Origin of the sequence: Streptomyces sp. NPDC047042 (assembly GCF_040644035.1) — a bacterium.
Lineage (GTDB): Bacteria > Actinomycetota > Actinomycetes > Streptomycetales > Streptomycetaceae > Streptomyces.
On record NZ_JBEYVP010000002.1, the window covers coordinates 111,032 to 137,449 of the forward strand.

Consider the following 26,418-nt stretch of genomic DNA (forward strand, 5'->3'; position numbering starts at 1 on the left):
GAGGCTCAGCCGCGAAGGTTTTTGACCATGACCGCGTACACCGGTGAGTCGGCGAACGGTTGCTGCTCGCCGACTTTGGCGTACTCCCATGACTCGTACAGGGTCTGCACCTTGGGGTGCGTCACGTCGACGAGGAGCACGGCAAGGTCCTCCGCGCGTTCCTTCAGCAGCGCTTCGTGGAGCCGCTCGGAGATGCCACGCTTGCGCCAGCCCGGGCGCACCATCACCTCGGACACGGCGTACGTGGAGGCGTTGCCGTTGACCGGCTCGTATCCGGTGGAACGCCACCATTCGCGGCCCGGGGCGAGCGGGGCGCCGTAGGCGAAGCCGACCGGTTCGTCCTCGTCGTACGCCACTACACAGGAGAAGCCGCTCATACCGGTCCAGTGGTCGACGAACCAGGCGAAGCGCTGGTGGAAGGGGTCGTCCATCTGGTCGGCGTAGGCGTCGGCGTGCACGTCGGTGAGCAGCTGCCGGAAGTCCTCGGGGAGGTTTCCGTGCTGGAAGTGACGCAGGTCGGTCACGCTCGACTCCATTCGGTTCGCATGCGGTCTGACCAGTCTCGGGCGTAGGAGGCTGAGGGGGCCAGGACGAACAGGCCTCGGTGGAAGTCGCCGATGAGCGTGCGCATACGGCCGGGCAGGCGGACCCCGTCCATGATCGCGAAGACGTCGGCGGCCGTGACCGTGGCCTGTTCGGGTTCCCCTTGATGGAGTTGTGCGAGGGCGAGTTGGGCTGTGGCGAGCGCCCTGTTGCGCCGGAAGGCGGTCGGGATTCTTGCCAAGGCGCGGTGCGCCATGGCTTCGGCGGGGGCGTGACTTCCGCTGTTGTAGTGGACGACGGCGGCGAGGTGATCGAGTTCGGCCTGGCTGTAGAAGGCCGTCCAGCGAGGGCGTTCGCGTTCCGGCACCCTGTTGAAGGCGTCCTGAGCGGATCCGAGAGACCGCGCGGCGATACGGGTGTCGCCGAGGGCCGAATAGGCGAGAGCGGCACGGGCACGGCTCAGCGAGTCGAAGAACGGGTCCCGACGAGCGGCGGAGGAGGCTTGGGCGGCCTGCGCCGCTGCGAGTGCCTCGGGCCAGTTCTGACGTTGGTAGGCGAGCATGGAGAGGTTGACCCACACGCGCATCTCCGTGGGGCAGTCCTGGGAGAGACCGGCGTAGGTGGCGGATTCGTTCAGGTGTCTCTGCGCCTGGTCGAGGTTGCGGGCATCGATGCAGGACCAGGCCGCGATGGTGGTGTACTCGGCGGCCAGCGCGTACAAGGCCCGGCGGACGCGTTCCCCGGCGTTGTGCTGCTGCAACTCCAGTACGCCGTCGCGGCCCTGGAGAGCCGCCTTCTCCAACTCGATGTGTCCGCCCTGGAGGTCGTCAGCTTCGACGAGGGCGTTCATACCGGCTGCGGCTCGCGCCACGTCCGACATGCCGACTGCGCGGCGCTGGGTGACGAGAGGAACCGCGGCGGTTGCGGTCGCGGTGGCCGAGGCGATAAAGGTACGACGCCGCACAGGGCCCTCCTGTGGGTGGTGCATGGTGCGTGGTGCGTTGAACCCTAAGTCCTCGACAGGGCATCCGAACACCCGCTCCAGTGCCACGCAGGTGCGTCCGATGGGGCGGCGGGACCTCCCGTTCAACAGGTTGCGGATCGTGCGGTCGGAGACGTCGCCGGGTCTGCCGGTGACCTCTGCCAGTGCAGAGTTCATCCGACCGGCCAGTTCTTCCTGGGTGAGCCCGAGTTCCTCCATCCGGCTCTTGAGGGTGTGGTTCGCTCCCATATCGGCGACGGTAGACGCGTGGCCGGGATCGAACCAGACCGCGGGTAATGGGAACGCAAAGTCTTCCGGTTCGAGGGGACCGGTGGAAGCCCGACCTTTCCTGGTCCCTGGCGGCCGTTGGTCGTTGACTCGGTATCAGCTCGTCGAGGTCTGATTCCCCTTCTCTCGACGGCATGGAGGAGAGCCCGTTCAGGCGCCGCCTCGGCGCGGACAGCGGGCTTTTACCCCGAAGGGATGTTCCTGTGCCCGTGACCGCAGCCAGACCTACTGCGACCGGTAGTCCCGGCTACATCGAGACAATGCCATGCGAGCCGAAATCCGCTCGTCGAGCTCGTCTGCTCGTCTCCGCCGCCCTGAACACCTGGGACATGGACGAGTTGGCCGAGGCCGGAGTGCAGGTTGTCGCCGAGCTCGTCAATAACGCCATCTACCACACCCGGTGCCGAGTGGTCCGTGTCCTGGTCACGCGCCCCACTGAGGGCGTGGTGCGTATCGACGTCGCCGACAACTGCAGGGACACCCCCGAGTTGGGGGACCCCGACGACGAATGCGAAGAAGGGCGTGGCCTGTTCCTCGTCGAGGCGCTGAGCCGGAGGTGGGGCTACGACCGGAAACGCTGGGGCAAGGTCGTGTGGGCAGAGCTGGAAGTGCCGGCCAAGTGCTGAGGTCCCGGAAGCAAGCAAGTAATCCGCGATAAAGGCCAATTCCAACTGAGAAAGGATGACTGTGTTCAGTCACATGGATCGCTTCCCCACTGGCAGCCCACTGCCGCAGGGGCACCTGACCATCGCCCCCTGGGGTCTGCGTCGCATCGCTCCGTACCCGCCCGTCGAGATCCCCGACTACGTGAAGGTGGAGTTGAACCCGGCGACGCAGACCGCCTGGTACTTCGACGCCTCCGGGGCGCCGGCCATGTCCCCCGGGCACGGCACGTCCTCCGGCACGAACCCCGCGACCGGCACCACGGGCCAGGGCGACCGCAACAGCGACTCCCCGGACAGCGACACGGGGAACGACACCGACCAGTGACGAACGACGATCGTCCGGTCCTGGTCGTCACCAACCTGGACGACCCGACCGCGGACTTCGTAATCGTCGAACTGCATGACCGGGGTGTCCCGGTCGTGCGGTTCGACGCCGGTGACTTCCCTGCCACCCTGTCGTGTTCGGCCTTCATCGGCGTCACCGACGGCTGGCGGGGAAGTTTGCGGACTCCGAGCCGACGGGCCGAGCTGGGTTCCGTGCGGTCCATGTACTACCGACGCCCATCCGGCTTCGCCTTTCCCCACCTCGACAAGCAGGATGAGCGCTTTGCCGTGGCCCAGGCCCGCTACGGGCTGGGCGGCATCCTGACCTCCCTGCCCGGCTGTCTGTACGTCAATCACCCCAACCGCATCGGGGACGCCGAATACAAGCCGGCGGGCCTCGCCGCAGCGTCGGCGGCCGGCTTCGTGTTGCCACCCACGCTGATCACCAACGTCCCCGACGACGCGCAGGCGTTCATCAATGCGCACGGCCCGGTCATCTTCAAGCCGATCTCAGTTCCGCTGTACCTGGTCGACGGCAAGGCGCAGACCGTCCCCGTGACCGAGGTGACCGCTGATGAGATCGACGACTCCGTGACCGGCACCGCGCATCTTTTCCAGAAGCGTGTGGACAAGGTCGCGGACGTCCGAGTCACGGTGATCGGCGAGCAGATCTTCGCGGTGCGAATCGACTCCGGTCTCCTCGACTGGCGCACTGACTACGGCATTCACACGTACACGCCTCTTGTCACACCGCCTGCGGTAGAGAGGTCGATGCGCGCTTACCTCAGGCATTTCGGGCTCGTCTTCGGAGCGTTCGACTTCGCTCTGACCGAGTCGGGCGAGTGGATCTTCATCGAGTGCAATCCTTCGGGACAGTGGGCATGGATGGAGCCGCCGACGGGCCTGCCCATGACCGCCGCACTCGCTGATCTTCTGGAGGGAGGGCTTCGTGACCCGTGAGCCCGATATCGAGACGGCCGCGACGGATCTGCGGCGGCAGCTCGTCCGCCGACTGGAGAAGGACGGCCGGCTGCGGTCGCCGGAGTGGCGGGCCGCCGTGGCAGCCGTGCCCCGCCACATGTTCGTCCCGCGCTTCTACCGGGAGAGCGATGCTCCCGGTGTTACCACCTGGGAGCCGGTCGCGCCGGAGATCGTCGGTCAGAAGGAATGGTTGCGGCTCGTCTACGGCGACCAGACGTGGGTTACGCAGTTCGACGGCCAAGACATCGACTGGACCGACCCGAAGCCAATTAGCAACGCGACGCCGAGTTCGTCGTCGACGTTGCCGAGCCTCGTAGTCCGGATGCTCGAAGACCTGGACGTGTGTGAAGGCATGAACGTGCTGGAGATCGGGACGGGGACCGGCTACTCGACTGCACTTCTGTGTCACCGACTCGGCAACGAGAGCGTGACCTCGATCGAGACGGACGAGAACGTCGCGCGCGGAGCCCGCGAAGCTCTCACAATGTCCGGCTACACGCCCCACCTGCTGGTGGGGGACGGTCGCGACGGCGATCTCGACGGAGCTCCGTACGATCGGCTGATCGCCACGTGCGGCTTCCGCAACATCCCATCCGCCTGGCTGGAACAGCTCGTGCCGGGCGGAGTCATCCTCACGACCCTGCGCGGCTGGATGCGCTCCCTCGGCCTCGTCAAGCTCATCGTCACCGGCGACAGCGCGAGCGGCTGGTTCAGCGAAGACGACCCGAGCTTCATGATTGCCCGTCAGCAGGACGCGCCGCAGAGCCTCGGTATGGTCCCGGGTCCCGACGACGGCACGAAGCGGAAAGCCACGTACGGCCCGGATGTCCTCACCGGCACCGGGTCGGCCTTCATGGCACAGCTCGCGGCGCCGAACGCCCGCTTCTTCTCCATGCCCGTCGATGGCGGTCCGGTCAGCACCTTCCTGCTGGACAGCGTCACTGATTCCTTCGTCGTCCTGTCACCAACGGTCAGCGGCTGGCAGGTCCGCCAAGGCGGCCCACGTCGGCTCTGGGACGCGGTTGAGTCAGCGGTTGCCACCTGGGAGGAGTACGGCTCACCGAGCACCGGCGCGTTCGGCGTGACCGTCTCCCGCGACGAACAGGCCGTCTGGCTCGGAAAGCCGAACGGCCCCCACTGGCCGCTACCCTCCTGAGACAGCCACCGCAGAGGCGAGGAATCCCAGGATGGACGACGAACCACTGAAGGACTGGGCGGAACGCCGTGACGCGAAGACCGGCCGACTACGCGCCGTGCCTGTCGTCTTCGGCGACGGCCCCAGAGGCTCGCATCTGCGCCCGGACGCCCCGCGTGCCATCGAGCGGTGGAACGGTTACGCGTGGGAGCCGCACGCTCTCGCCGCCAACCTGGCCGAGGCCCGTGCCATGCTCCGTCCGGAGGCCGACGAACCCTCGACGCCGACGCCGACGCCTGCGCCGAAACCGCTTCGCTCCGGCACAGGCAAGCACCGCAAACCCCCAGCTCCGAGGTAGGACGACGAGGGTCTGGACTCAAACAGGCCCCCGAGCTGAGGCTGCTGGAAGCTGCATAAGCACCGTGTCAGCCGCCAATTGGGAGTCCCCGCGTGAGTGATCAGCCCGACAAGCCGCTCCTCCAGATCGTGGTCTGCGCGGCCGGGGTCGCCAACGACATCGGCCGGCTGATCGCCGCGGCACACGAGCGACACTGGGACGTCGGCGTGGTCGCCACCCCGCAAGGGCTCGGCTTTCTCGACGCGGCAGCGGTCGAGGCCCAGACCGGCCGCCCCATCCGCTCGGCCTGGCGTTCACCGGACCAACCGCGCCCGCCCCGGCCCGCTGACGCGATCGCGGTCGCCCCGGCCACCTTCAACCCTTACGGGGATACGAAAAGGGCGGGGTCTGAAGACTTCGGCCGCACACTCGTGGGATTTCGCAAGGGGATGTTCGTTGACCTGGGAAATACCTCTCAGTAGTGCTCGCGGGTTAACGCCGCATCCCAGGCTCATGAGCCCTGGATGTGCCCTCGCGGCCTCTCACCAGAGAGCGCCCTGTTCGGCAGACCGACGGGTAGTGGGCGGCGTTGTCGCCAGGCTTACTCGCGTCTTGGCGTTGATAGCACGAGGTTCCGTCGTCACGGCGCTCGCCTCACGCAACTGCCGGACGGCCTCGATCACTTGGGTGGGGCGGTAGACGGTCTCCAAGAGGGCGTATCGCTTGAGCTCTGTGATGGTTTTCCCATCGGGCGTTTCGGAGATGAAGTCGTGCAGGATCCGTCGCAGCGGAGCCGTATCCGGTTCGAATACGAGATCAAGCATCTGCTGTTGGGTGTCCCTCGGGTCGCGGTAGCGGACGCCATAGGAAGGGTCCACCTTCCACATGGCGTCCTTCATCTTCTCCAGCCCCAGTTCGTGCTGGGTACCGAAGATCAGGTAGAGCATCCTGCCGCCCTCGTCGACCATTTCGAAGTACAGCGTGTGCGTGAACCCTGCCTGGCGCAGCGTGTTCCGATATTGCTCACGCAGGAAGGTGAACTTGCCTGAGGGCGGCTGCTGGAAGACACCCTGCCACTCCTGGCTTCCGAACGCTTCGTCGCCGAGCTGGCGGTGGCCATCGTGCTTCTCGGCGAATCGGGTGAGGAAGCTGGGTTCGAAGGTCACCATCACTTCGGTGCGGGGATGGCGTCCCAGCTCTTGAAGGAGCGAGAAGGGGATGTCAGGTCCGCCGAAGCTGTCCAGCAGGACGAAGAGGGGTTTGCCCAGTGCTCCGATGCCATGCAGCTTCTGCAGGAGGGCCGGGTGGAAATCTCCGTGACGTATGTCCACCGCTATTCGTTTGGTGATGTCGCCCGTTTGCCGGGAACGGACGAGCTCCATCTGGCGCTGCAACTCCTCGACGCGCCGGGCGTCCTCCTCCATCAGGATCACACGCATACGCTTCGGGAACCTGTGCAGAGCCTCGGCGAAGACTTCGTAAGCGATGACCGGGGAGCCGGGCTCGCCCTGTTTGTAGACGCCGGCACCCGCGAAGCCTTCGGCGTAACTGATCACGTCGAGCCGTGACAGCAGAATCGGCGCCCAGGCTTCCAAGTACCGCTTCAGTAAGTCGTGTTTGGCCGCCGTGTGCGGATCGCGTTCCCACACGGCATCCTTCGGTACGGCCACGATCGGTCCCCCTACTCCCGTCGGCCCTGCTGGAGAGAGGGTCACACACCGTTGCCATATGTCACCAGAGTGCGTACGGCGTCTGCTGGACTTTGGCCGTTAATGGGCTGCGACGGGCAGTCGGGGTGGCATCTCGTCCCAGGTCGCCCCGTCGAGTTCGCGGCCCCCTGACTTCGGACTGCGGCCACCCCATTGCTTGAAGAAGAAGGGCACTCCGGCGTCGTTGCAGGCGTCGCGGATGTCCACCAGCCACTCCTCCGCCACGGGCCGATGGTGGGGCCCGGACTCCCCGCCGGCAATAACCCAGCCGATGCCGTCCAGCTTCAGACCGGAAAGGGGACCGAGCAGCGGCTCACAGGACAGGAAGCGCACGGCAGCGGGAACTTGTCGAAGGTCATCGACACGGTCCAGGTGATCTGCGTCTTCGACGGACACGCCCATCCACAGGTTGGAGGGCCAGTCGAGGTCGCCGGCCACACGTCGCAGCCTGCGGGCTCTCTTGGTCAGAAGCTGGTACGTGTGCTGGGGTGTCTCGGCAATCACCTGAAAGACCTGCCGGACGAAGTCCAGGGGAACCTTGGCGTGGAAGAGGTCGCTCATGGAATTGACGAAGACCATCCGTGGGGCCTTCCACTGACGGGGAACGGCCAGTGCGTCAGGGTGAGGAGTGAGGCCGAAGCCCGGACCTGATGTCCTGGGATCCCCGTCAGTCTGGTACTTGGCAGCACCCATGGCCTTAAGGCGCCTGGATAACGTCAAGGCGTAACAGTTGTCACACCCGGGGGAGATCCGGTCGCACCCCGTGGTGGGATTCCAGGTCGCCTCAGTCCACTCGATTGTGCTGCGATCGCCCATGGGTCCCCTCCCGTAGCGGGTGGACACTGGTCATCAGCGCTTTGCCCACCCGGCGCTTCGACTGCGCTGCCTAACGAGCGACGTGCCGAACTGACACGCGATCACCCCCATCCTTCACGTCGAACAGGTGTTCCGTGAAGAGGGTGTTGGGATCGAAAGCCGATGGGCGCGCCGATCGTCTGAAGGGAAGTGCGGACCGCGGCTGTTCGCTACTGGGATCGGCACTGGGCTGGTTGAAGGTGGAGCCGAACAGCACTGCGCGCCCCCACTGACAACGGCGGTCCCTCGGTATTCAGTTGGGCCTGTGTCCGTGGGTCGGCTCGCAGTGCGGCCCGCTCAAGGACGTAGCGCGTCTTCATCGTTGTACGTCCGTGGACCGTGATGGTGAGGTCGTGGCGAACACTGGGCGTTCATTGCGCCTGCCCTTCGGCAGCGAGATCAACTCCGTTGCTGCGAGGTTGAGTTACCAGACCAACTGTCAGTCCCTCCCTATAGGCTAGGGACACTTGATTGGCTGGAGCAGGCACGAGGAGATGTAACTTTGACAATCGTCTCGCCCACCCACCTGGTGGACCGGGCTGGAGTGTCTCGGGCCGCGTACTTGGTGACCACCCAATTGGGTTGGGTTTTTCGTGAACAAGAGACCAGTGATATCGGAATTGACGCCCACATTGAAGTGGTCGACGGGGTCGGTCTCTCTGGCGGCACTTCTGGGCGAGGGACTGGCCGACTGTTGGCTGTACAGATCAAGTCTGGCGCCAGTCGATTTGCAAAGCCGACAGATCTCGGGTGGTGGTTCTATTGCGACGCGAACCATGTCGAGTATTGGATTAATCACTCACTTCCAGTCACTCTCATGCTGTTCGAGCCGGAATCTGAGCAAATTTACTGGCAGCACGTTAACGACGAGACGGTCATTGTCGCAGGGCAGGGTCATAAAGTTCTTGTCCCGTTGAAGAATAAGCTGAATGATTCCTGCAGAGATGAGCTCGGCGTTCCGGCCCGGTGTCAGGCCAGTGGCGGGATGATAATGGCGAAACCTACGCGAGACACATCTGTGCGGCAAGCGGACTATGAGCTGGCGGGTGCCATCGATCTGCTGGTTTCAGCTATGGGCAAGACGGTAGAAGAAGCGACGCCGAGAGACTTCCGATTGGCTTTTGCTTCTCAGCTGCGCGCACTGCATCGCCGTGCTGGCGCGCCCGATCTCGATATCGTGTCGACGAAGACCGGTTATGAGGTAGCCAAGCTCTCTTCCTATCTCGAGGGATTTACTCACCCAAGTAGAGGTCGGGTTGTTGCAATCGTTGAAGCGCTCATCGAATGCGCATGCGAAAAAGAATTCAAGATCCCGGGGTATCTGACGGACGTGCGTGCATGGGAGAGAATGTGGCGTGTTGCAGACAGGCGGGGAATGCAGAAGATCCTTAAGAATAAAGCCAAAAAGGGCATTCCTGGGTCCCGGCGATCCTAAAATCTTTTCCGCCCCACAATAGTGTCGACTGCCTAATGCTCCAGCCATGTATCGTCGGCGACTAGGGGAAACCGATGACTTCGAGCACACCGAACACTCCGGGCACGGCGAGCACGTTCTCCATTGGAGGCGAATACCGGGTGGCCCGGCTCGGGTACGGCGCCATGCGCCTGTCGACCGAGCCCGGCCCTGAGCGGGAAGCCGCCATCGCTGTGGCCCGGCGCGCCGTCGAGCTGGGCGTCACCTTGATCGACACCGCCCACCTGTACGGATGGGGGGCCAACGAGGAACTCCTGGCCGAGGCTCTGCATCCGTATCCGGACGACCTGCTGATCACCACCAAGGTCGGGGTCACTCAGTCCGGGCCGGAAGGGTGGGCATACGACGCACGGCCGGAGAGCCTGCGTGAGCAGGTCGAGCAGGGCCTGCGCCGCCTCCGGACAGAGCGCGTCGGCCTGCTGCAACTGCACCGGATCGACCCGAAGGTTCCAGTCGCCGAACAGGTTGGCGCACTCCATGAACTCCAACTGGAAGGGAAGATCGGGCACATCGGGCTGTCCGAGGTCACCACGGTGCAGCTTACGGAGGCCCGGCAGACCGCCGAGATCGCGAGCGTACAGAATCGCTACAACCTCTTCGACCGAGACTACGAGCCGGTTCTGGAGGCATGCGAAGCCGCCGGCATCGCCTTTCTTCCCTGGCGCCCCGTCGCCGCAGAAGCTGTCTCCGGTCAGACGTCCGTGCTCGCCACCGTCGCCACCGAACTCGGCGCCACCGCCCCCCAGGTCCTGCTCGCCTGGCTGCTTGCCCGTTCCCCGGTTGTCCTGCCGATCCCCGGAACCGGCTCGCTCGCCCACCTGGCGGAGAATCTCGCTGCGGCAGACCTCCGGCTCACCGACTCCCAGCGGCAGCGCCTCGACCGTACGGCCTTGCTCGCCTAGCGCGCCAACCGTCGTCCATCGGGCGCCCCCCCACGCCGCCAGGCCGCGGCTACAGCGTCCGAAGCTGTGACCGCTACGCGGTAACCGTGCTGCTCGCGGCCATCAACGAGTGGCTGTGACCGCACGTTCGCACCCGGTCCTTCGTTAACCCTTTGCCGCGGAGCCGTTGGGCCAGCTACGTTCTCCCGGCCGTCCGATGTTGTTCGAGACCGGCGCTGTCGACGAGGAGGTGTGGAGCACATGCGCAGGAGTGCCCAGCAGTTGAGTCCGCGTAGTGACCTCTGCCACTTCCTCACGACGGAGACACCTTGTCGCCCCGCATCACCCCACTGACCGACCCCGTTCACGGCCCGAACAGCCGGCGCCTTGCCTGGCTGGCGTCCGACGCTGATTCCATCCCTGTCGGAAGCGCTTTTCTGCGGCTGTTCAACAGTCCCGGACAGGAGCACCTGGCCGAACTGACCCTCGGTGTCCATCCCGCGCAACGACGCCGGCACGTCGGCTCGCAGCTGCTCGACGCCGCCGTGGCCGCTGCCAGGGCCGATGCCCGGCGCTGCCTCATCGCGCAGGCCGAGGCCGGATCGCCGGGCGACCACTTCCTGCCGGCGCACGGCTTCAGGAAGGCCCTCGCCCTGAGGTTCTCCCGCTTGCCACTGGCCGATGTGGACACCACCGCCCTCGCCGAGATCACCGAGCGTCCGCATCCCGGCTACCGGCTGATGTCATGGCACGGAACTGTGCCCGACGGCCTCGCGCAGACGTTCGCCGCCTCGCGTCGTGCCATGGACGACATGCCCATGGACGACACCGACTACGGCACGGTGACCTGGGACGTGGACCGTGTCCGGGCCGCGGCGAAGGCTGTCGAACAGCGTGGCGACCATCTGCACACCGTCGTCGCCATCGACGCCTCTGACGGCTCGATCGCCGGGTTCACCGAGCTGGTCGTCCCGGGCAACGGCAGGGGTGATGGCCAGCACTACGGCACCGGCGTGTTGCCCGAGCACCGTGGACACGGCCTCGGCCGATGGATGAAGGCCGAGTCGATCCGACACGCACATGGGCGCTATCCGGACCTCGGCGGTCTCCTGACCGACACCGCCGACAGCAACACGCACATGAGACAGATCAACGACAGTCTCGGCTACACGCCCACGCACACGACACACCAGTACCAACGCGACCTTTAGCGGCGGACGGACGGGCCGGACCTGGACATCACGTCGTCCGGCCCGTTCAAGCTTTCGATACACGGCCTGGCATCTGCGGTGGCCAACACCCAAGGCCGCCCACGGCCCCTCCAGGAACACGAAAGGCGAGGCCCGAAGACCCCGCCTGAATCCCGCGAAACCCTAGATCACGGCCAAACAAGGCAATAAGGCTGATGCCCCGCCTCATGCAACCGATGGCTGAAGTCCTGCCACTCATGCAGCAGTTGGTACACATTGAACGCATCCCGGGGCCCGCCCCGATCCGGCACCGTCGACCAGATGAACGCCGCCGCGCCCACCGCCTCCTCGCCTATGCCGCGCAGGGGGTCCACGACCGTCATGGGGAGCTTGACGACCGCGTAGTCCGGGTGGAGGACGACGAGTTCCAGCGGGGGCACCTTGTGGAGGGGGACGCCCTCGATGCCGGTGAGGACCATCGCGGCCATCGTCTCGGGCTTGATCTTGGTGAACATGCCGTTCATGCCGAGCTCGTCACCGCCGAGTTCCTCGGGACGCATCGAGATCGGGACGCGGGCTGCCGTGGCGCCGTCCGGCGCGCCGAAGTATTTGTACGTCACCCCCACCCGACCACCATTCCCGCTCGCTGCCCGGAGTCGCTCGACCCTCCGGCCGACGCTCTCGGGCACACCGTTCAATCCCGGGGCCTGCCCAGAACCCGTGGATCCCGGCCCGGCCCCCATGATCCCCTGCCCGGGACCCGAGAATCCCGGCCCGGGACCCGAGGATCCCTGCCCGGCACCCGCAGTTCCCTGCAGTGGACCCGTAATCCCCAGCCCGGGACCCGTAGTCCCCAGCCCGGGACCCGTAGTCCCCGTGCCGGCACCCGTAGTCCCTAGCCCGGGACCCGTAATCCCCGGCCCGGCACCCGTAGTCCCTAGCCCGGCACCCGTAGTGCCCAACCCGGAACCCGTGATCCCCTGCCCAGGACCCATGATCCCTTGCCCAGGACCATTGGCCCCCTGCCCGGAACCATTGGCCCCCTGCCCGGAACCATTGGCCCCCTGCCCAGAACCCGTAGCCCCCTGGCCGGAGCTCATGATCCCTTGGCCAGGACCCATCGGCCCCTGCCCCGGACCTCCCGGACCCATACTGCCCTGACCCGGCCCCATACTGCCCTGCCCGGGACCCAGCCCCTGAGACTGGGCCTGAGCCTGGCCCTGGGTCTGGGCCTGTTGGGCGGCCTGTCGTGCCGCTTCTGCCGCTGCCGCTTCCTCCAAGTCGCGTCGGTGCCTTCCCCGCCGGGCACGTCGAGGACCCAGGTCGTCAGTCCCCTCGCCCAGTCCGCCACCGCGATGCATATCTCCACCCGACTGCTGTTCTAGGACGCGCGAGCCCCGTCGCGCAACCCGATCATCGTGTCAGTGACCTCCCCCACGGCCGCCCGCCGAAACGTGCGTTGAAACACCTGTCCGCAGGATCTTCGCAGCCTCTGAACACCATCGTCCGCTCATCGTCCGTTAGTACGGGCCGATGAGCTGTGTGTCTCTGTGAGTCTTCGTCTGTGTCCGGTCCCAGTTTCGCAGACGGGTGGGGCCGACGCCCCGCTGTCGGGCCGCCTACCCTGAGGGGGTCACTGGCAGCAGGAGTCCGAGAAGCCGGAGAAGTCGCAGGTCATGAGCGAAACGTCTAGCGGGGCAGCCAGCGGGATGGCGAGTGGGTTGCCCTATCCATACGAAGCGCCCGTCTCGCAGGGCCTCTTCGACCGTGCGACGGGTGTCACACCCGGCGGCGTGAATTCGCCGGTGCGCGCCTTCCGTGCCGTGGGCGGTACGCCCCGGTTCATGGTGTCGGGGCGTGGCCCTTATCTCACCGACGCCGACGGGCGCGAGTACGTCGACCTCGTCTGCTCCTGGGGGCCGATGATCCTCGGGCACTCCCGCCCGGAGGTCGTCGCCGCCGTCCAGGAAGCCGTCTCGCGCGGTACGTCCTTCGGTACGCCGGGGGAGGGCGAGGTCGCGCTCGCCGAGGAGATGGTCGCCCGTATCGACCCCCTCGAGCAGGTACGGCTCGTGTCCAGCGGGACCGAGGCCACCATGTCGGCGATCCGACTCGCCCGGGGGTTCACCCGGCGGACCAAGGTGATCAAGTTCGCCGGGTGTTACCACGGTCACGTCGATTCGCTGCTCGCCGCGGCGGGGAGCGGAGTGGCGACCTTCGCGCTGCCCGACACCCCCGGTGTCACCGGGGCCCAGGCCGGCGACACCATCGTGCTCCCCTACAACGACCTCGACGCCGTGCACGCCGCCTTCGCCGCGCACCCCGGTGAGATCGCCTGCCTGATCACCGAGGCCTCCCCGGGCAACATGGGCGTCGTACCGCCGCTGCCCGGGTTCAATCAGGGGCTCAAGGACGCCTGCGCCGCCAATGGGGCGCTCTACGTGTCCGACGAGGTCATGACCGGGTTCCGGACCAGTCGTAGTGGCTGGTACGGGATCGACGGTGTCCGGCCCGACCTCATGACCTTCGGGAAGGTCATGGGCGGGGGATTCCCCGCCGCCGCCTTCGGGGGGCGCGCCGACGTCATGGCGCACCTCGCGCCCGCCGGGCCCGTCTACCAGGCCGGCACCCTCTCCGGGAACCCCGTCGCCACCGCCGCCGGGCTCGCCCAGCTGCGGCTGCTCGACGAGGCGGCGTACGTCACCGTCGACGCCGTCTCCGCGCAGCTCCAGGCGCTGGTGGGCGAGGCGCTGAGCAAGGAGGGCGTCGCGCACACCGTGCAGAACGCGTCCAACATGTTCTCCGTGTTCTTCACCGACCAGCCGGTCCGCGACTACGAGGGCGCCAAGGCGCAGGAGTCGTTCCGCTTCACCGCGTTCTTCCACTCCATGCTGGCGAACGGCGTCTATCTCCCGCCGTCGTCCTTCGAGTCCTGGTTCGTCTCCACCGCGCACGACGAGCGGGCCATCCAGAAAATCGCCGACGCCCTCCCGGCGGCGGCCCGTGCGGCAGCGGAGGCCACAGCGGCATGAGCGACAGCGACAACAGCAAGAGCAGCAGCGGGATCAGCGACTCCAGCGGCGACATCACCGTCGTACACGTCATGCGGCACGGTGAAGTCGCCAACCCCGACGGGGTGTTGTACGGGCGGCTGGAGGGCTACCACCTCTCCGAGCTGGGCCGGCGGATGGCCGACCGGGTCGCCGAGCACCTCGCCTCCCGTGATGTGACGTACGTCTGTGCCTCCCCGCTGGAGCGGGCGCAGGAGACGGCGACGCCCATCGCCAAGGCGCACGGGCTCGATCTCGCGTCCGACGCGCGGCTCCTGGAGGCCGAGAACGTGTTCCAGGGGAAGACCTTCGGGGTCGGCGACGGGGCCCTGAAGCGGCCCGAGAACTGGAAGTACCTGGTCAACCCGTTCAAGCCGTCCTGGGGGGAGCCGTACGTCGACCAGGTCGTACGGATGATGGGGGCGCTGGACGCCGCCAAGGACGCCGCCCGTGGGCACGAGGCCGTGCTCGTCAGTCATCAGCTGCCGATCTGGATCGTGCGCAGCTATGTCGAGCGGCGCCGGCTCTGGCACGACCCCCGCAAGCGGCAGTGCACGCTCGCCTCCCTCACCACCTTCACCTACCGCGGCGACAAGATCGTGTCCGTCGGCTACACCGAGCCCGCCCGTGATCTCGTCCCGGCGCATCTGCTCGCGGGTGCGAAGCCGGTGAAGGGGAAGGGCAAGGCCTTCGGCGCCTGACCGGCCGACCGCCTGACCGGCCGACCGCCTGACCGGCCGACCGCCTGACCGGCCGACGGGCCGAATGAGGGAAAAAGCCCTCAGTGACATAGTTGTTGCAAATGTTCCGAAGTGCATATTAAGTAGGGGAACCTCCCCGTTCGTCATCCCCTCTGACTGGGTGAGCACCAGCCAGTACGACGAATGGGGATCCCATGCACGGCAAGAACGGTGACGGATTCAGCGGCTTCGGCGGCTTCAGCCGGCGGGGTGCGCTCGGCCTCGGACTCGGGGCCGCCGCCGCTCTCGGTACCGCCGGCTGCGGGTCCGTACTGGGAGAGGGGTCGAGGGGGTCGGGAGGTTCCACCGGGGACAAGCCCTCCGGCAGGCACTCGCCCAAAGCCCCCGCCCCCGCCGCCACCGCGAAGCCCATCGGGGACGGCTCCACCTCGTTCACCGGCAAGCAGCCCCACCAGCCCGCCAGGCCCGAGCCGTTGGAGGCCGGCCAGACCCCGCCGCAGTTCGTGGTCTTCTCCTGGGACGGCGCGGGGGAGGTCGGCAACGGTCTCTTCCCCCGCTTCCTGGAGCTCGCCAGGAAGCACGGCGCCCATATGACCTTCTTCCTCTCCGGGCTCTACCTCCTCCCGGAGTCGCAGAAGCGCAAGTACCTCCCGCCGAACAACGCCCCCGGCGCCTCCGACATCGGCTACCTCACCGACGACCACGTCAGGGCGACCCTCGACAACGTCCGGCAGGCCTGGCTCGACGGGCACGAGATAGGCACCCACTTCAACGGCCACTTCTGCTCCGGGTACGGCACGGTCGCCAACTGGACGCCCCAGCAGTGGCACAGCGAGATACAGCAGGCCAAGGGCTTCGTGAAGGAGTGGCGTACCAACACCGGCTGGACCGACCTGCCCTCGCTCCCCTTCGACTACGACAAGGAGCTCATCGGCGGCCGTACGCCCTGTCTCCTCGGCCAGAACAACCTGCTGCCCACCGCCCGCGAACTCGGCTGGCGCTACGACGCCTCCTCGCCCGGCGGCCGCCAGGTGTGGCCCACGAAGGCGAACGGCGTCTGGGACCTGCCCCTCCAGGCGATACCTTTCCCCGGCCACCAGTTCGAAGTCCTGTCCATGGACTACAACATCCTCGCCAACCAGTCGATCAACTCGACCAACGCGCCCGCCCACAACTACCCGGGCTGGCGCGAGCAGGCCGCCGGCTCCTACATCGCCGGCTTCCGGCGGGCGTACGAGACGAACCGCGCCCCCTTCTTCATCGGCAACCACTTCGAGCACTGGAACGGCGGCATCTACATGGACGCCGTCGAGGCGGCCCTCGAGCACATCGCCCGGGAGAAGGAGAAGGGCGAGGACATACGGATGGTGTCCTTCCGGCAGTTCGTCGACTGGCTGGACGTCCAGAAGCCCGAGGTACTGGAGAAGCTGCGGACCCTCGATGTCGGGCGGCCGCCGGTGGGCGGCTGGAACAACTTCCTGGCCGACCAGCGGAAGACCCCGCAGAACACTCCGGAGAAGACCCCGCAGGGTAGCGCCGAAGAGGCCGGAAAGGCCGCCTGAAATGCGGGTTTCCGCCCGCGAGGGGGGTGCGCAAGATCCTCGGAACGGACATGCGAAACTTTTCACATGAGTGCCGCCAGTCGCGTCATCCCGTGCACGAACCGACCCCGTGGTCACGTCCGTAGCCGTCGGGCCGCCCTGCTCACCGCCGTTGTCGCCGCCTCCGCGCTCGCCCTGACCGCGTGCGGCAGCGGTCCGTCCGGGAGTTCCGGCGACACCAACTTCGTCGCCGACAACGACGGCATCGCGCACGTCGCCCAGGGGAAACGGTCCGCCGCGCCCGACCTCTCCGGCGAGACCATCGACGGCAAACAGCTCGACGTCGCCGCCTTCAAGGGCAAGATCGTCGTCATCAACCTCTGGGGTTCCTGGTGCGGGCCCTGCCGCCTCGAGGCGAAGAACTTCGCCGCGGTCTCGGCCGACCTCAAGGACAAGGGCGTCGAGTTCGTCGGCATCAACACCGGCGACGCCACCACCCGCCCGGCGGTCGCCTTCGAGAAGCAGTACGGCATCACGTACCCGAGTCTGTACGACCCCACGGGCAAGCTGATGCTCCGCTTCAAGAAGGGCACGCTCAACCCGCAGGCCATCCCCTCCACGCTGATCATCGACCGGCAGGGCAAGATCGCCGCCCGTACGCTCATGGCGCTCAGCGAGGACAACCTCCGCAAGATGCTCAAGCCCGTCCTCGCGGAGAAGTGACATGAGCGGGATGTCCCAGGTGCCCGTTCTCCTCACGCTCGCCGAGTCCGTGCCCGAGGCGAACCAGACCGTGATGAGCGGGGCCTTGATACTGGCCCTGCCGATCGCCCTCCTCGGCGGCCTCGTCTCCTTCTTCTCGCCGTGCGTGCTGCCCCTCGTACCCGGCTACCTCTCGTACGTCACCGGAGTCACCGGCACCGATCTCGGTGACGCCCGCCGGGGGCGGATGGTCGCGGGTGCCTCGCTCTTCGTCCTCGGGTTCACCGCCGTGTTCGTGTCCACGGGGGCCCTGTTCGGGTACTTCGGACAGACGCTGCAGGAGCACCAGTCCACGCTGTCCAAGGTGCTCGGCGTCCTCATGATCCTCATGGGCGTCTTCTTCATGGGCATGATGCCCTGGCTCACCCAGCGCGAGTTCCGCTTCCACAAGAAGCCCGCCACCGGGCTGCTCGGCGCCCCCCTCCTCGGCGCGCTCTTCGGCATCGGCTGGACACCCTGCATCGGTCCGACCCTCGCCTCCGTCAACAGCCTCGCCTTCGACCAGGCCAGCGCCGGGCGCGGGGCCGTACTGACGGTCGCCTACTGCCTCGGCCTGGGCATCCCGTTCGTGCTCGCCGCGGTCGCCTTCCGCAAGGCGCTGGGTGCGTTCGGCTGGGTCAAGCGCCACTATGTCTGGGTCATGCGCATCGGCGGCACGATGATGATCCTTACCGGTGTGCTGCTCCTTACCGGCGCGTGGGACCGTCTGGTGCAGGAGATGCAGACCTGGTCCGACGGCTTCACTGTGGGGATCTGATCGATGAGCAACAGCACCACCACCGGCAGCGCCCCTGCCCCGGCTCCGGGGAACGGTGACGACCAGGAGCTCGGCGCCGCCGCCTCCCAGTTGTCGACCGCCCCCCAGGAGGACGCGCCGAACCTGCCGTCCCTGGGTGTCCTCGGCTGGTTCCGCTGGTTCTGGCGGCAGCTCACCTCGATGCGGGTCGCCCTGCTGCTGCTGTTCCTGCTGTCGCTCGGGGCGATCCCCGGCTCGCTGATCCCGCAGTCCGGGACCGACGAGACCAAGGTCGCCGACTTCAAGCAGCGGCACAGCTTCCTCGGGCCGATCTACGACAAGCTCGGCCTGTTCCACGTCTACAGCTCGGTGTGGTTCTCCGCGATCTACATCCTGCTGTTCATCTCCCTCATCGGCTGCATCGTGCCCCGCACCTGGCAGTTCGTGGGCCAGCTGCGCGGCCGCCCGCCGGGCGCCCCCCGCCGGCTGACCCGGCTGCCCGCGTACACGACGTGGCGTACGGAGGCCGAGCCCGAGCAGGTGCGCGAGGCGGCCCTCGTACTGCTGAAGAAGCGCCGCTTCCGCGCCCATGTCGCCGGGGACGCGGTCGCCGCCGAGAAGGGCTATCTGCGCGAGGTCGGCAACCTCGCCTTCCACATCGCGCTGATCGTGATGCTGACCTCCTTCGCCTGGGGCCAGTTGTTCAAGATGGAGGGCAACAAACTGATCGTCGAGGGCGGCGGCTTCTCCAACACGATCACCCAGTACGACGACTTCAAGTCGGGCACTCTCTTCAACACGGACGACCTCGACCCCTTCAGCTTCACCCTGAAGGACTTCAAGGGCACGTACGAGAAGTCCGGGCCCAACCGCGGTACCCCGCGCACCTTCGAGGCCGACCTCGCCTACAGCGTGGGCGCGTACGGCAAGGCGAAGAAGCGTGTCGTGAAGGTCAACGAGCCGCTGGTCATCGGCGACTCGAAGGTCTACCTCACCGCGCACGGCTACGCGCCCGTCCTCACCATCCGCGACGGCAAGGGTGACGTCGTCTTCGACCAGGCCGTGGCCCTCCTGCCCCTGGACTCCAACGTCACCTCCTCCGGTGCGATCAAGGTCCTGGACGGCTACCGCAACGCCAAGGGCGTCGACGAACAGCTCGGCATCCAGGCCTTCTTCCTGCCCACGTACGTGCCGGGCAACGAGATCGCCTCGCAGTTCCCCGCGCTGGACAACCCGGTGCTGAACCTGGCGCCGTACCACGGCGACCTCGGGATCAACGCGGGGCTGCCGCAGAGCGTGTACCAGCTCGACAAGTCCCATATGAAGGAGTTCAAGGACGCCAAGGGCCAGCAGTTGCGGGTGAACCTGCGGCCCGGCGAGACCATGAAACTCCCGGGCGGCGCCGGTTCCATCACCTACGACCGCACCCAGGAATGGGCCAACTTCCAGGTCACCCGGCAGCCCGCCGCGGGCTGGGCGCTCGGCGGCGCGATCGTCGCCATCTTCGGCCTCGCCGGCTCCCTGTTCATCCAGCGCCGACGGGTGTGGGTGCGGGCGGCCGAGGGTCCCGACGGCGTCACCGTCGTCGAGATGGGCGGCCTCGGCCGCAGCGAGTCCGCGAAGGTGCCCGAGGAACTCGGCGTCATCGCCGGGACACTTTTCGACCAGGCACCAGGCGCCCCCGACGCCGACACCGATACCCCCGACACCCACACCCCCGATACTTCTGCCGTACCTGCTGAAGGGGCTGAGAAGTAAATGTCCGCTCTCGCCACCGCGACGACTCTCGCCACCGCGACCAACGAGCACCTCGCGAACATCAGCAACACGCTGATCTACTCCTCGATGGCCGTCTACACCCTGGCCTTCTTCACCTACATCGCCGAGTGGATCTTCGGCAGCCGCAGCAAGGTCAGCCGTACGGCCGCCGCGCTCACCGCGAAGCCGGCCGGGAAGGCCGGGGCGAAGGCGCCGGAGGTGACCGTCAAGAACGCGGGCGGTACGGCCGTACTGGAGCGGCCGAAGGTCGTCGTGCGGGCCGGGGCGGGGGCCCGGGACGTGCCGGACGGGCCCGGTGCCCATGGCGGGGACGCGCAGGGCGACCTGTACGGGCGTATCGCCGTGTCCCTCACCGTGGTCGCGTTCCTCGTGGAGTTCGCCGGGGTGCTGGCCCGCGCGCTGTCCGTGCAGCGGGCGCCGTGGGGCAACATGTACGAGTTCAACCTCACCTTCTCCACCACCGCCGTGGGTGTGTACCTCGTCTTCCTCGCGCTGAAGAAGGACATCCGCTGGCTCGGCCTGCCCCTGGTCACGACGGTCCTCCTCGACCTCGGCCTCGCGGTCACCGTCCTGTACACGGCCAGCGACCAGCTGGTCCCCGCCCTGCACTCGTACTGGCTGTACATCCACGTCTCCACGGCGATCCTCTGCGGTGCCGTCTTCTACGTGGGCGCGGTCGCCACGATCCTGTACCTCTTCAAGGACTCGTACGAGAACAAGCTCGCCTCCGGCGGCAAGCCCGGCAGCTTCGCGACCTCGGTCATGGAGCGGCTGCCCGCCTCGGCGTCCCTCGACAAGTTCTCGTACCGCGTGAACGCGGCCGTCTTCCCGCTGTGGACGTTCACGATCATCGCGGGCGCCATCTGGGCGGGCGACGCGTGGGGCCGCTACTGGGGCTGGGACCCCAAGGAGACCTGGGCGTTCATCACCTGGGTCGCCTACGCGACCTATCTGCACGCCCGCGCCACGGCCGGCTGGAAGGGCCGCAAGGCCGCGTACATCGCGCTGATCGCCTTCGCGTGCTTCCTCTTCAACTACTACGGCGTCAACATCTTCGTCAGCGGCAAGCACTCGTACGCGGGCGTGTAACTCCCGGACCGGACCGGGGAGTTACGACGGAGGCAGGCAGTCCTTCTGCGGCGGCCTGCCCGTCGGCCAGGCGATCTCGACGAAGCGGGCGTGCCGGTCGGGGGTCAGCTCCACGATCGGTACGGCCTTGTCGTACGGGTTGCCGTAGTTGTCGAGGCAGATCCAGCCGCTCGCGCCGTTCACCCGGCCCGACGAGCCCTTGATGAGCGTCCACTCGTCGCCCACGTCGGCGAGCGTGGGCGACGCCTGGCCGCGCGGGGTGGCCTCGCGGATGCCCTCGACGGTCAGCCGCATCGCGTCGTACGCGATGATCAACTGGCCGTCCTCCAGGTCGATGTCACCGATCGGGGACGGCTGGTCGCTCTTGCCCGACTTGTTGGCCCGGGCGGCGCTCAGCAGTTCGTTCAGCTCCTGGGCGTCGGCCGCCGAACCCCCGGTCTTCGGGGGGTTCTTGAGCCAGGCGTCCGGGTGCGCGAGAGCGCTGTAGCGCACCGAGACGCCGTGCTTGAGGGCCTCCGGGTCGAGCTTCTTGTCACCGGTGAGGTATGACGCGTCGTCCCCGGTCAGGATGGTGAACTCCCGCTGCTGGCAGCCGCGTTCGCCGAGCGCGTTGATGAACTGGCGCAACTGGGTGTGGCGTCCGGCGAACAGGATGGTGTTCACGCCGGGCGCGGTGTCGCACACCAGCTCCCTGATCTGCCGGAAGTCGTTGGCGGTGGTCCCCTCCTTGGTGCGGTCGGCGAGCGGGGTGAAAGGCCACGGCTGGTAGCGGGAGCCGGTCAGCAGCTTCTCGAAGGACGCCTGGAGGGTGAGCGTGTACGGGTCGCCCGGATCGTCGTACACCAGCACCGCCGTGTCGGCGGCCACCTTGGCGAAGGAGGCGAGCGCGCGGGCCTCGTCGGTGTTGGTGGGGGCGGTACGGGCCAGCCCCGGGAAGGGCTTCGGGCCCGCCGGGTCGCCCTGCCGGCCGTTGGCGAGGCTGTCGGCGGTGATGGACGTGCCGACGACGGGGATACCGCGTTTCGTCAGCTCCCTGACGGCCTCGGTGTTCTGCTCGGTGCTCAGCCCGATCCCGGTGACCGCGCGCAGCCGGTCCGAGGTCGTCGTCATCCGCTCCAGCTGGTCGACCGTGTGCTCCCAATGGGCGCCCGTACGGCCCGGGTTGGCCAGCACCAGCCGGATCGGCGGGCCCTCGCCGTTCGCGTCGTGGTTCACCTTCCACTGGGCGAGATACGCGCCCTGCAGCTCGTGCAGCACATCCCCGAGGTTGTCCGCGTCGGTCGCGGTGAACGGCTCGAAGAGGGCGACGGTGACGTAGTTGTCCTTACCCTGCACCAGGGAGTCGTTCTCGCGGTCGATCGCCCTGATCGTTTCGGCGAGCTGCTCGCGGCCGAAGGCGTAGTCGGTCGTCGACACGCCCACGCACTCGTCGCTGTCCGCCGGACGCACGACCCCGGGCGCGCAGGAACGGTCGTCGTGCGTCAGCGACCTGACCGCGAAGCCGATCCCGGCCACCAGCGCCACCGTGACCAGCACGGCCAGATAGCGGCGCAGCGGAATCGCCCAGACCCCCTCCCGCAGCCACGCCCCGACACCCCTGAACCCCGTGCGAGCCATCACGCGCCTCCGTCGTTCCGGTTGCGGTAATCCGTGTCGGCGGCGTCGGCGGTGTCGTCGTCGACGCCCGGCGCGCGCAGCGGGCGGCCGGTCAGGGCCGCCTCCGGCCACTCCTGCGAGGCCTGCCACAGCAGCGCGTTGCTGGCGCGCGGGTCGTTGGACAGCTGCTCCAGCTCGTAGCGCAGCCGGTCGCAGAGCCGGCGGTCGGGCAGCACCAGCGGATCGGTCAACTGCCAGACGGCGTGCAGGAGTCGGCGTACCCGCAGATGCAGTACGGCGTCCACGTCGGCCGGCGGCCGTTGCTCGGCGTCGGTGTGGCCGAAGGCGATTCGGGCGCGCTGGTGGTCGCCGCCGACGAAGTCGTGGCCCTCGGCGTCGTGGGCGTGGAAGTAGGGCGCCGACGCGATGAACAGCAGCGTGTCGAGCCAGATCCGGGTGTCGAGGGTGTGGAAGGTGTCGCGCAGATACGCGACCGCCGACCCGGTGTCGCCCAGGGCGAGTTCATGGTGGAGGCGGTAGCGGGCCTTCGACGGTTCGGGTCCTTCGTAGTGCTGGATGAGGGTCTCGTGGACGTCGCGCCACTTGCCGTGGTCGGCGTGCCGGTGGTGCAGGCGCAGCAGGAGCAGGGTGCGGACGAAGGCGTCGCCGACGAACTGCCCGGGGACGGTGGGCAGTCCCTCGGCCACGAGCCGGGTCTCCAGGGCGCGGACGCTGGACGGGTCGAAGTCGTCCGGGAGTTGGGTGGCGGCGAGCGCGCAGGCGGAGTCGTGGTCGTGGGCGGCGGCGAGGACGGTCAGTTCGGTGAGCCGGTCGGCGGGGACGAGCCGGTCGAGGAGTTCGCGGTAGGCGGGCCGGCCCTCGCGGTCCTCGTGCAGGGTGAGTTCGGCGGTGAGCAGGGCGCCGAAGGGCGCGGTGGGCGGGAGTTCGGGAAGGTTCTGCCGGGCGGACTCGGCGAGCAGGGCGATGCCCAGCGGGTTGCCGCAGGTCAACCGGTGGGTGGCGGGCGGGAGTTGAGCCGGTACGGCCACTGCGGTGCCCGTGCAGACCGCGTCGACGATGTGCAGGGTGTCGTCGGAGGACAGCGGCGGCAGCGACACCAGCAGGGCCCGCGAGGAGGCCGTGTCGCCGGGTGTCCAGCGGGTGCGCTGGGCGGTCTCGCGCAGATCCCGGCGTACCGCGTTGCGCAGCGGGGAACGGCCGCCGCTGCCGCGCACGGCGGCGATGAACGCGACCTGGTCGGCGATGCCCTCGGCCCGGTCGCGCAGCACCTGCTCGATCAGCTCCCGCCCCGGCGGACCCTGCGCGTTGTCGACCAGGACGAGCGGGCGGCCCAGGCGCTGCAGATGCGCCCGCACCCCGGCGTAGGCGTCGGTGAGGTCGGCGAGCAGGGCCCGTACGAGATAGCGCTCGGCGTGCTCTCGGGAGGTGCCGCCGGCTCTGAAGTGGTCGGAGAGCAGGCGCAGTCCGAGTTCGGCGCGGTCGCCGGCGTTCGGATAGGTGCGGTACCAGGTGGACGCCCTGCGCTGACGCGTACTGGATGAACGTTCCGTCATCGCCTCGAGCGTCGCCTCGATGACCGCCGACACCAGCGGGTCGTCGCTGATGGCCGCCGCGACCGCCTTCGCGGCCACCCGGCCCGCCCAGCGCGCGGCGAACCCGGTGAACCACGAGCCGCTCTCGTTGAGCAGCAGCATCCGCTGGACCTCCCACCGGATGCGCTCGGTGTCGGCGTTGCCCCAACCGCCGGCCGCGACCGCGATCAGGCCCGACATCAGCCGGGGGAACGCGATCCGCCGGGCGCCGGTGACCGGCTCGGCGAGCTGCTCGGCGATCACCAGCAGCGCCTGGGCGAGCGGCGACCAGGCCTGCGCCGGGCGGGCGTCGGGCGCGCCGGTGACCTGGGTGAACTGGGGGTCCTCGCAGTCGATCAGCGCGACCGGGGTGTGCCCCTGGTAGGCGCCGCGCAGCTCACCGAGGACGGCGCTCTTGCCGAGCCCGCGCCCGGCGGTGAGCACCACGAACGGTGGCTCGCGGGGGTGTTCGAGAGGGGCGGCGATGTGATGGTGCGGTCGCAGTCCGACGAGCCGGGGCGCGAGCCCCGGCGGTTCGGTGTCGAAGAGCGCCCCGCGTCCGTGCAGCCGTCTGAGCACCGCATCCCTCCCCCTGGCGCGGTCCAGTGTGCTGTGTGTCGCAGCAACACCAGTGTAGGAAGAGGGAGTTGCATCGGACCAGATCGCGTGATGTCCGTTGAGTTACGAAATTTTCGGTCCGATGCTCACCTTTGCGTGAGGAGGTATCACTCGACAGTGATCGAGTCCAGCTGCCCCCGCAGATAGACGTGCGAGTCGAATGGCTCGTACGCGACCCGGCCCACCGGTGCGGGCACCGACTCGACGATCGTGCCCGGGGTGCACTCGCCGAAGTAGACGAGGGACATCAGCTCCTCGGCGGGCGAGTCGGCCGGCGGCGGCAGCACCCGGTGCCGGCCCGAACGCCACCGGTCGCCGGTCCAACGGGCCATCAGATCGCCGATGTTGATGGTGAACGCCTCGGGATCGAAGGGCGCGTCCTCCCAGCCGCCCGCGTCCGTGTAGACCTGCAGCCCGCCCTTCCCGGCCTGCCGGTCGAGGATGGTGACCGTCCCGAAGTCGGTGTGCGGCCCGATCCGGAACTGCCCCGGCTCCGGCTCACCGACCACCTCGACCCCCGGGTACCAGTTGATGTTGAAGCCGTACGTCGGATGGTCCATGTGCCGGGAGAAGAAGTCGCGTTCGACGCCGAGCGCGTCCCCGAGGAGGGTGAGCAGCTCCTTCTCCAGCTCGCCCATCCGCTCGAGGTACTCCTCGCACAGTGCCCGCAGCTCGGGCGCCTCGGCGGGCCACACGTTGGGCGCGTACCACTCGGCGTTGACGGCCGGGTCGTCGAAGGGCTCGTCCGTGGCGAACGACAGCGACTCCTTGAGGTCGGGCGGGGTCTCGGTCCCCTCCGAGTACCCGTTGGCCTCGGCGCCCGGGCCCAGCCACCCGCGCCCGCCGACCTTCACCGCGTACCGCTCCTTCACCTCGGCGGGCAGCGCGAAGAAGGCACGGGCCGCCTCCCGGATGCCGGCCCGCAGGGCGGGGTCGACACCGTGCCCGGTGACCAGCAGGAAACCGGCGGTCTGGAGGGCCTGGTCGACGGTACGGGCGATCTCCTTGCGCGCCTGCGCGTCCCCGGACAGCCAGGGCCGCAGATCGACGGTCGGAATACGGGGCTCACTCACCGATGTCCTCATTCCACAGTGCGGGATTGTTGTTGATGAAGTCGCGCATCAGGCCGACGCACTCGGGATCGTCGAGCAGCACGATCTCGACGCCGTGCTCGGCGAGCCAGTCGTGGCCGCCGTGAAAGGTGACGGCCTCTCCCACGATCACCCGGGAGATACCGAACTGCCTCACCAGCCCGGAGCAGTACCAGCAGGGGGAGAGCGTGGTGACCATGGTCGTCCCACGGTACGAGCGCTGCCGTCCCGCATTGCGGAACGCGGCCGTCTCGGCGTGCATCGAGGGGTCACCGTCCTGCACGCGCCGGTTGTGCCCACGTCCGAGCAGCGTGCCGTCGGCGCCGTAGAGCGCGGCGCCGATCGGAATCCCGCCCTCGGCGAGCCCGGCGCGCGCCTCGTCGACGGCGACGGAGAGCCAAGAGCGTGCCTGTCCCTGCCCCCGTGCCTGATCCACCTGATCCGCCCGATCTTCCTGATCCATGGCTCCACTCTCCTTCGACGGAAACACCGGGGCAAC

The 26,418-nt window shown here is 67.8% G+C and carries 24 protein-coding genes and 1 pseudogene; 16 read left to right on the forward strand and 9 right to left on the reverse strand.

Annotation, left to right across the window (positions count from 1 at the left end):
- Positions 1-5: 5 nt before the first annotated feature.
- Together ABZ855_RS02315 and ABZ855_RS02320 are read right to left on the reverse strand one after the other, a co-directional pair.
- Positions 6-536, reverse strand: coding sequence for a GNAT family N-acetyltransferase (locus ABZ855_RS02315; RefSeq protein ID WP_360799578.1), 531 nt, complete (start codon positions 534-536; stop codon positions 6-8).
- Positions 521-1,774, reverse strand: coding sequence for a helix-turn-helix transcriptional regulator (locus tag ABZ855_RS02320; RefSeq protein WP_360799581.1), 1,254 nt, complete (start codon positions 1,772-1,774; stop codon positions 521-523). The genes ABZ855_RS02315 and ABZ855_RS02320 overlap by 16 nt, the downstream gene beginning before the upstream one ends.
- Before the next feature lie 299 nt (positions 1,775-2,073).
- Between ABZ855_RS02320 and ABZ855_RS02325 the strand changes: the two genes are divergently transcribed.
- The 6 genes and pseudogenes from ABZ855_RS02325 to ABZ855_RS02350 form a co-directional block, all read left to right on the forward strand.
- Positions 2,074-2,439, forward strand: a complete 366-nt coding sequence (locus ABZ855_RS02325) for an ATP-binding protein (protein ID WP_360799584.1) — start codon at positions 2,074-2,076, stop codon at positions 2,437-2,439.
- 61 nt (positions 2,440-2,500) lie between these two features.
- On the forward strand, positions 2,501-2,803 hold the full coding sequence (tgmA, locus tag ABZ855_RS02330) for a putative ATP-grasp-modified RiPP (RefSeq protein ID WP_360800255.1): 303 nt from the start codon (positions 2,501-2,503) through the stop codon (positions 2,801-2,803).
- Positions 2,800-3,762: an ATP-grasp ribosomal peptide maturase gene (gene tgmB, locus ABZ855_RS02335; protein WP_360799588.1), complete on the forward strand. Its 963-nt coding sequence runs from the start codon at positions 2,800-2,802 to the stop codon at positions 3,760-3,762. Before tgmA ends, tgmB begins: the two co-directional genes overlap by 4 nt.
- A complete protein-coding gene (gene tgmC / locus ABZ855_RS02340; RefSeq protein ID WP_360799591.1) occupies positions 3,752-4,939 on the forward strand; it encodes an ATP-grasp peptide maturase system methyltransferase in 1,188 nt (395 codons plus the stop codon). Before tgmB ends, tgmC begins: the two co-directional genes overlap by 11 nt.
- Positions 4,940-4,970: 31 nt before the next feature.
- Positions 4,971-5,276, forward strand: a complete 306-nt coding sequence (locus ABZ855_RS02345) for a DUF6087 family protein (protein WP_360799594.1) — start codon at positions 4,971-4,973, stop codon at positions 5,274-5,276.
- A gap of 92 nt (positions 5,277-5,368) precedes the next feature.
- Positions 5,369-5,635 (forward strand): annotated as a pseudogene (locus ABZ855_RS02350) (flavoprotein); the annotation flags it as partial.
- A 162-nt stretch (positions 5,636-5,797) separates the two neighbouring features.
- Here the strand turns inward: ABZ855_RS02350 and ABZ855_RS02355 are convergent.
- Both ABZ855_RS02355 and ABZ855_RS02360 read right to left on the reverse strand, forming a co-directional pair.
- Positions 5,798-6,925, reverse strand: a complete 1,128-nt coding sequence (locus ABZ855_RS02355) for a three-Cys-motif partner protein TcmP (RefSeq protein ID WP_360799597.1) — start codon at positions 6,923-6,925, stop codon at positions 5,798-5,800.
- 99 nt (positions 6,926-7,024) lie between these two features.
- Positions 7,025-7,780 (reverse strand): phage Gp37/Gp68 family protein, encoded by a 756-nt coding sequence (locus ABZ855_RS02360; protein WP_360799600.1) that lies wholly within the window; start codon positions 7,778-7,780, stop codon positions 7,025-7,027.
- Positions 7,781-8,321: 541 nt separating this feature from the next.
- Here ABZ855_RS02360 and ABZ855_RS02365 point away from each other — a divergent pair.
- From ABZ855_RS02365 to ABZ855_RS02375, 3 genes are all read left to right on the forward strand, one after another.
- The gene (locus ABZ855_RS02365; protein WP_360799603.1) at positions 8,322-9,254 is read left to right on the forward strand and encodes a DUF4365 domain-containing protein; all 933 of its coding nucleotides are present in this window, start codon (positions 8,322-8,324) and stop codon (positions 9,252-9,254) included.
- Between the two features lie 74 nt (positions 9,255-9,328).
- Positions 9,329-10,195 (forward strand): aldo/keto reductase, encoded by an 867-nt coding sequence (locus ABZ855_RS02370; RefSeq protein ID WP_360799606.1) that lies wholly within the window; start codon positions 9,329-9,331, stop codon positions 10,193-10,195.
- Positions 10,196-10,503: 308 nt separating this feature from the next.
- Positions 10,504-11,385 (forward strand): GNAT family N-acetyltransferase, encoded by an 882-nt coding sequence (locus tag ABZ855_RS02375; protein WP_360799609.1) that lies wholly within the window; start codon positions 10,504-10,506, stop codon positions 11,383-11,385.
- 167 nt (positions 11,386-11,552) lie between these two features.
- Here ABZ855_RS02375 and ABZ855_RS02380 read toward each other — a convergent pair whose 3' ends face one another.
- Positions 11,553-11,990, reverse strand: a complete 438-nt coding sequence (locus tag ABZ855_RS02380) for a hypothetical protein (RefSeq protein ID WP_003974483.1) — start codon at positions 11,988-11,990, stop codon at positions 11,553-11,555.
- A 1,050-nt stretch (positions 11,991-13,040) separates the two neighbouring features.
- Here ABZ855_RS02380 and hemL point away from each other — a divergent pair.
- From hemL to ccsB, 7 genes are all read left to right on the forward strand, one after another.
- Positions 13,041-14,396, forward strand: coding sequence for a glutamate-1-semialdehyde 2,1-aminomutase (gene hemL, locus ABZ855_RS02385; protein ID WP_360799612.1), 1,356 nt, complete (start codon positions 13,041-13,043; stop codon positions 14,394-14,396).
- Positions 14,393-15,115, forward strand: coding sequence for a histidine phosphatase family protein (locus ABZ855_RS02390; RefSeq protein ID WP_360799615.1), 723 nt, complete (start codon positions 14,393-14,395; stop codon positions 15,113-15,115). The genes hemL and ABZ855_RS02390 overlap by 4 nt, the downstream gene beginning before the upstream one ends.
- Before the next feature lie 194 nt (positions 15,116-15,309).
- A complete protein-coding gene (locus tag ABZ855_RS02395) occupies positions 15,310-16,677 on the forward strand; it encodes a hypothetical protein (RefSeq protein ID WP_360799618.1) in 1,368 nt (455 codons plus the stop codon).
- Positions 16,678-16,743: 66 nt separating this feature from the next.
- Positions 16,744-17,379: a TlpA disulfide reductase family protein gene (locus tag ABZ855_RS02400; protein WP_360799621.1), complete on the forward strand. Its 636-nt coding sequence runs from the start codon at positions 16,744-16,746 to the stop codon at positions 17,377-17,379.
- Positions 17,380-17,389: 10 nt separating this feature from the next.
- A complete protein-coding gene (locus ABZ855_RS02405; RefSeq protein WP_360800258.1) occupies positions 17,390-18,175 on the forward strand; it encodes a cytochrome c biogenesis protein CcdA in 786 nt (261 codons plus the stop codon).
- A gap of 3 nt (positions 18,176-18,178) precedes the next feature.
- Positions 18,179-19,912, forward strand: coding sequence for a cytochrome c biogenesis protein ResB (locus tag ABZ855_RS02410; protein ID WP_360799624.1), 1,734 nt, complete (start codon positions 18,179-18,181; stop codon positions 19,910-19,912).
- Positions 19,913-21,022 carry a c-type cytochrome biogenesis protein CcsB gene (ccsB, locus tag ABZ855_RS02415; RefSeq protein ID WP_360799627.1) on the forward strand — a complete coding sequence of 370 codons (1,110 nt, stop codon included), beginning with the start codon at positions 19,913-19,915 and terminating at the stop codon, positions 21,020-21,022.
- Between the two features lie 21 nt (positions 21,023-21,043).
- On the opposite strand, the gene ABZ855_RS02420 is transcribed toward ccsB, so the two are convergent.
- The 4 genes from ABZ855_RS02420 to ABZ855_RS02435 form a co-directional block, all read right to left on the reverse strand.
- On the reverse strand, positions 21,044-22,639 hold the full coding sequence (locus tag ABZ855_RS02420) for a hypothetical protein (protein WP_360799630.1): 1,596 nt from the start codon (positions 22,637-22,639) through the stop codon (positions 21,044-21,046).
- Positions 22,639-24,789 (reverse strand): hypothetical protein, encoded by a 2,151-nt coding sequence (locus ABZ855_RS02425; RefSeq protein WP_360799633.1) that lies wholly within the window; start codon positions 24,787-24,789, stop codon positions 22,639-22,641. The genes ABZ855_RS02420 and ABZ855_RS02425 overlap by 1 nt, the downstream gene beginning before the upstream one ends.
- 146 nt (positions 24,790-24,935) lie before the next feature.
- Positions 24,936-25,913: a 2-oxoglutarate and iron-dependent oxygenase domain-containing protein gene (locus ABZ855_RS02430; RefSeq protein WP_360799636.1), complete on the reverse strand. Its 978-nt coding sequence runs from the start codon at positions 25,911-25,913 to the stop codon at positions 24,936-24,938.
- Complete coding sequence (locus tag ABZ855_RS02435; protein WP_360799639.1) at positions 25,894-26,382, reverse strand: nucleoside deaminase; 489 nt, start codon at positions 26,380-26,382, stop codon at positions 25,894-25,896. Before ABZ855_RS02435 ends, ABZ855_RS02430 begins: the two co-directional genes overlap by 20 nt.
- Positions 26,383-26,418 lie beyond the last annotated feature (36 nt).

Bases quoted from the DNA above. Each gene is read 5' to 3' on its own strand.
- ABZ855_RS02325 (WP_360799584.1), top strand. From the start codon at position 2,074: ATGCCATGCGAGCCGAAATCCGCTCGTCGAGCTCGTCTGCTCGTCTCC.
- ABZ855_RS02400 (WP_360799621.1), top strand. From the start codon at position 16,744: ATGAGTGCCGCCAGTCGCGTCATCCCGTGCACGAACCGACCCCGTGGT.
- ABZ855_RS02320 (WP_360799581.1), bottom strand. From the start codon at position 1,774: ATGGGAGCGAACCACACCCTCAAGAGCCGGATGGAGGAACTCGGGCTC.
- hemL (WP_360799612.1), top strand. From the start codon at position 13,041: ATGAGCGAAACGTCTAGCGGGGCAGCCAGCGGGATGGCGAGTGGGTTG.
- ABZ855_RS02345 (WP_360799594.1), top strand. From the start codon at position 4,971: ATGGACGACGAACCACTGAAGGACTGGGCGGAACGCCGTGACGCGAAG.
- ABZ855_RS02390 (WP_360799615.1), top strand. From the start codon at position 14,393: ATGAGCGACAGCGACAACAGCAAGAGCAGCAGCGGGATCAGCGACTCC.
- ABZ855_RS02410 (WP_360799624.1), top strand. From the start codon at position 18,179: ATGAGCAACAGCACCACCACCGGCAGCGCCCCTGCCCCGGCTCCGGGG.
- ABZ855_RS02430 (WP_360799636.1), bottom strand. From the start codon at position 25,913: ATGAGGACATCGGTGAGTGAGCCCCGTATTCCGACCGTCGATCTGCGG.
- ABZ855_RS02420 (WP_360799630.1), bottom strand. From the start codon at position 22,639: ATGGCTCGCACGGGGTTCAGGGGTGTCGGGGCGTGGCTGCGGGAGGGG.
- ABZ855_RS02435 (WP_360799639.1), bottom strand. From the start codon at position 26,382: ATGGATCAGGAAGATCGGGCGGATCAGGTGGATCAGGCACGGGGGCAG.
- ABZ855_RS02405 (WP_360800258.1), top strand. From the start codon at position 17,390: ATGTCCCAGGTGCCCGTTCTCCTCACGCTCGCCGAGTCCGTGCCCGAG.
- ABZ855_RS02370 (WP_360799606.1), top strand. From the start codon at position 9,329: ATGACTTCGAGCACACCGAACACTCCGGGCACGGCGAGCACGTTCTCC.
- ABZ855_RS02315 (WP_360799578.1), bottom strand. From the start codon at position 536: ATGGAGTCGAGCGTGACCGACCTGCGTCACTTCCAGCACGGAAACCTC.
- ccsB (WP_360799627.1), top strand. From the start codon at position 19,913: ATGTCCGCTCTCGCCACCGCGACGACTCTCGCCACCGCGACCAACGAG.
- ABZ855_RS02395 (WP_360799618.1), top strand. From the start codon at position 15,310: ATGCACGGCAAGAACGGTGACGGATTCAGCGGCTTCGGCGGCTTCAGC.
- ABZ855_RS02360 (WP_360799600.1), bottom strand. From the start codon at position 7,780: ATGGGCGATCGCAGCACAATCGAGTGGACTGAGGCGACCTGGAATCCC.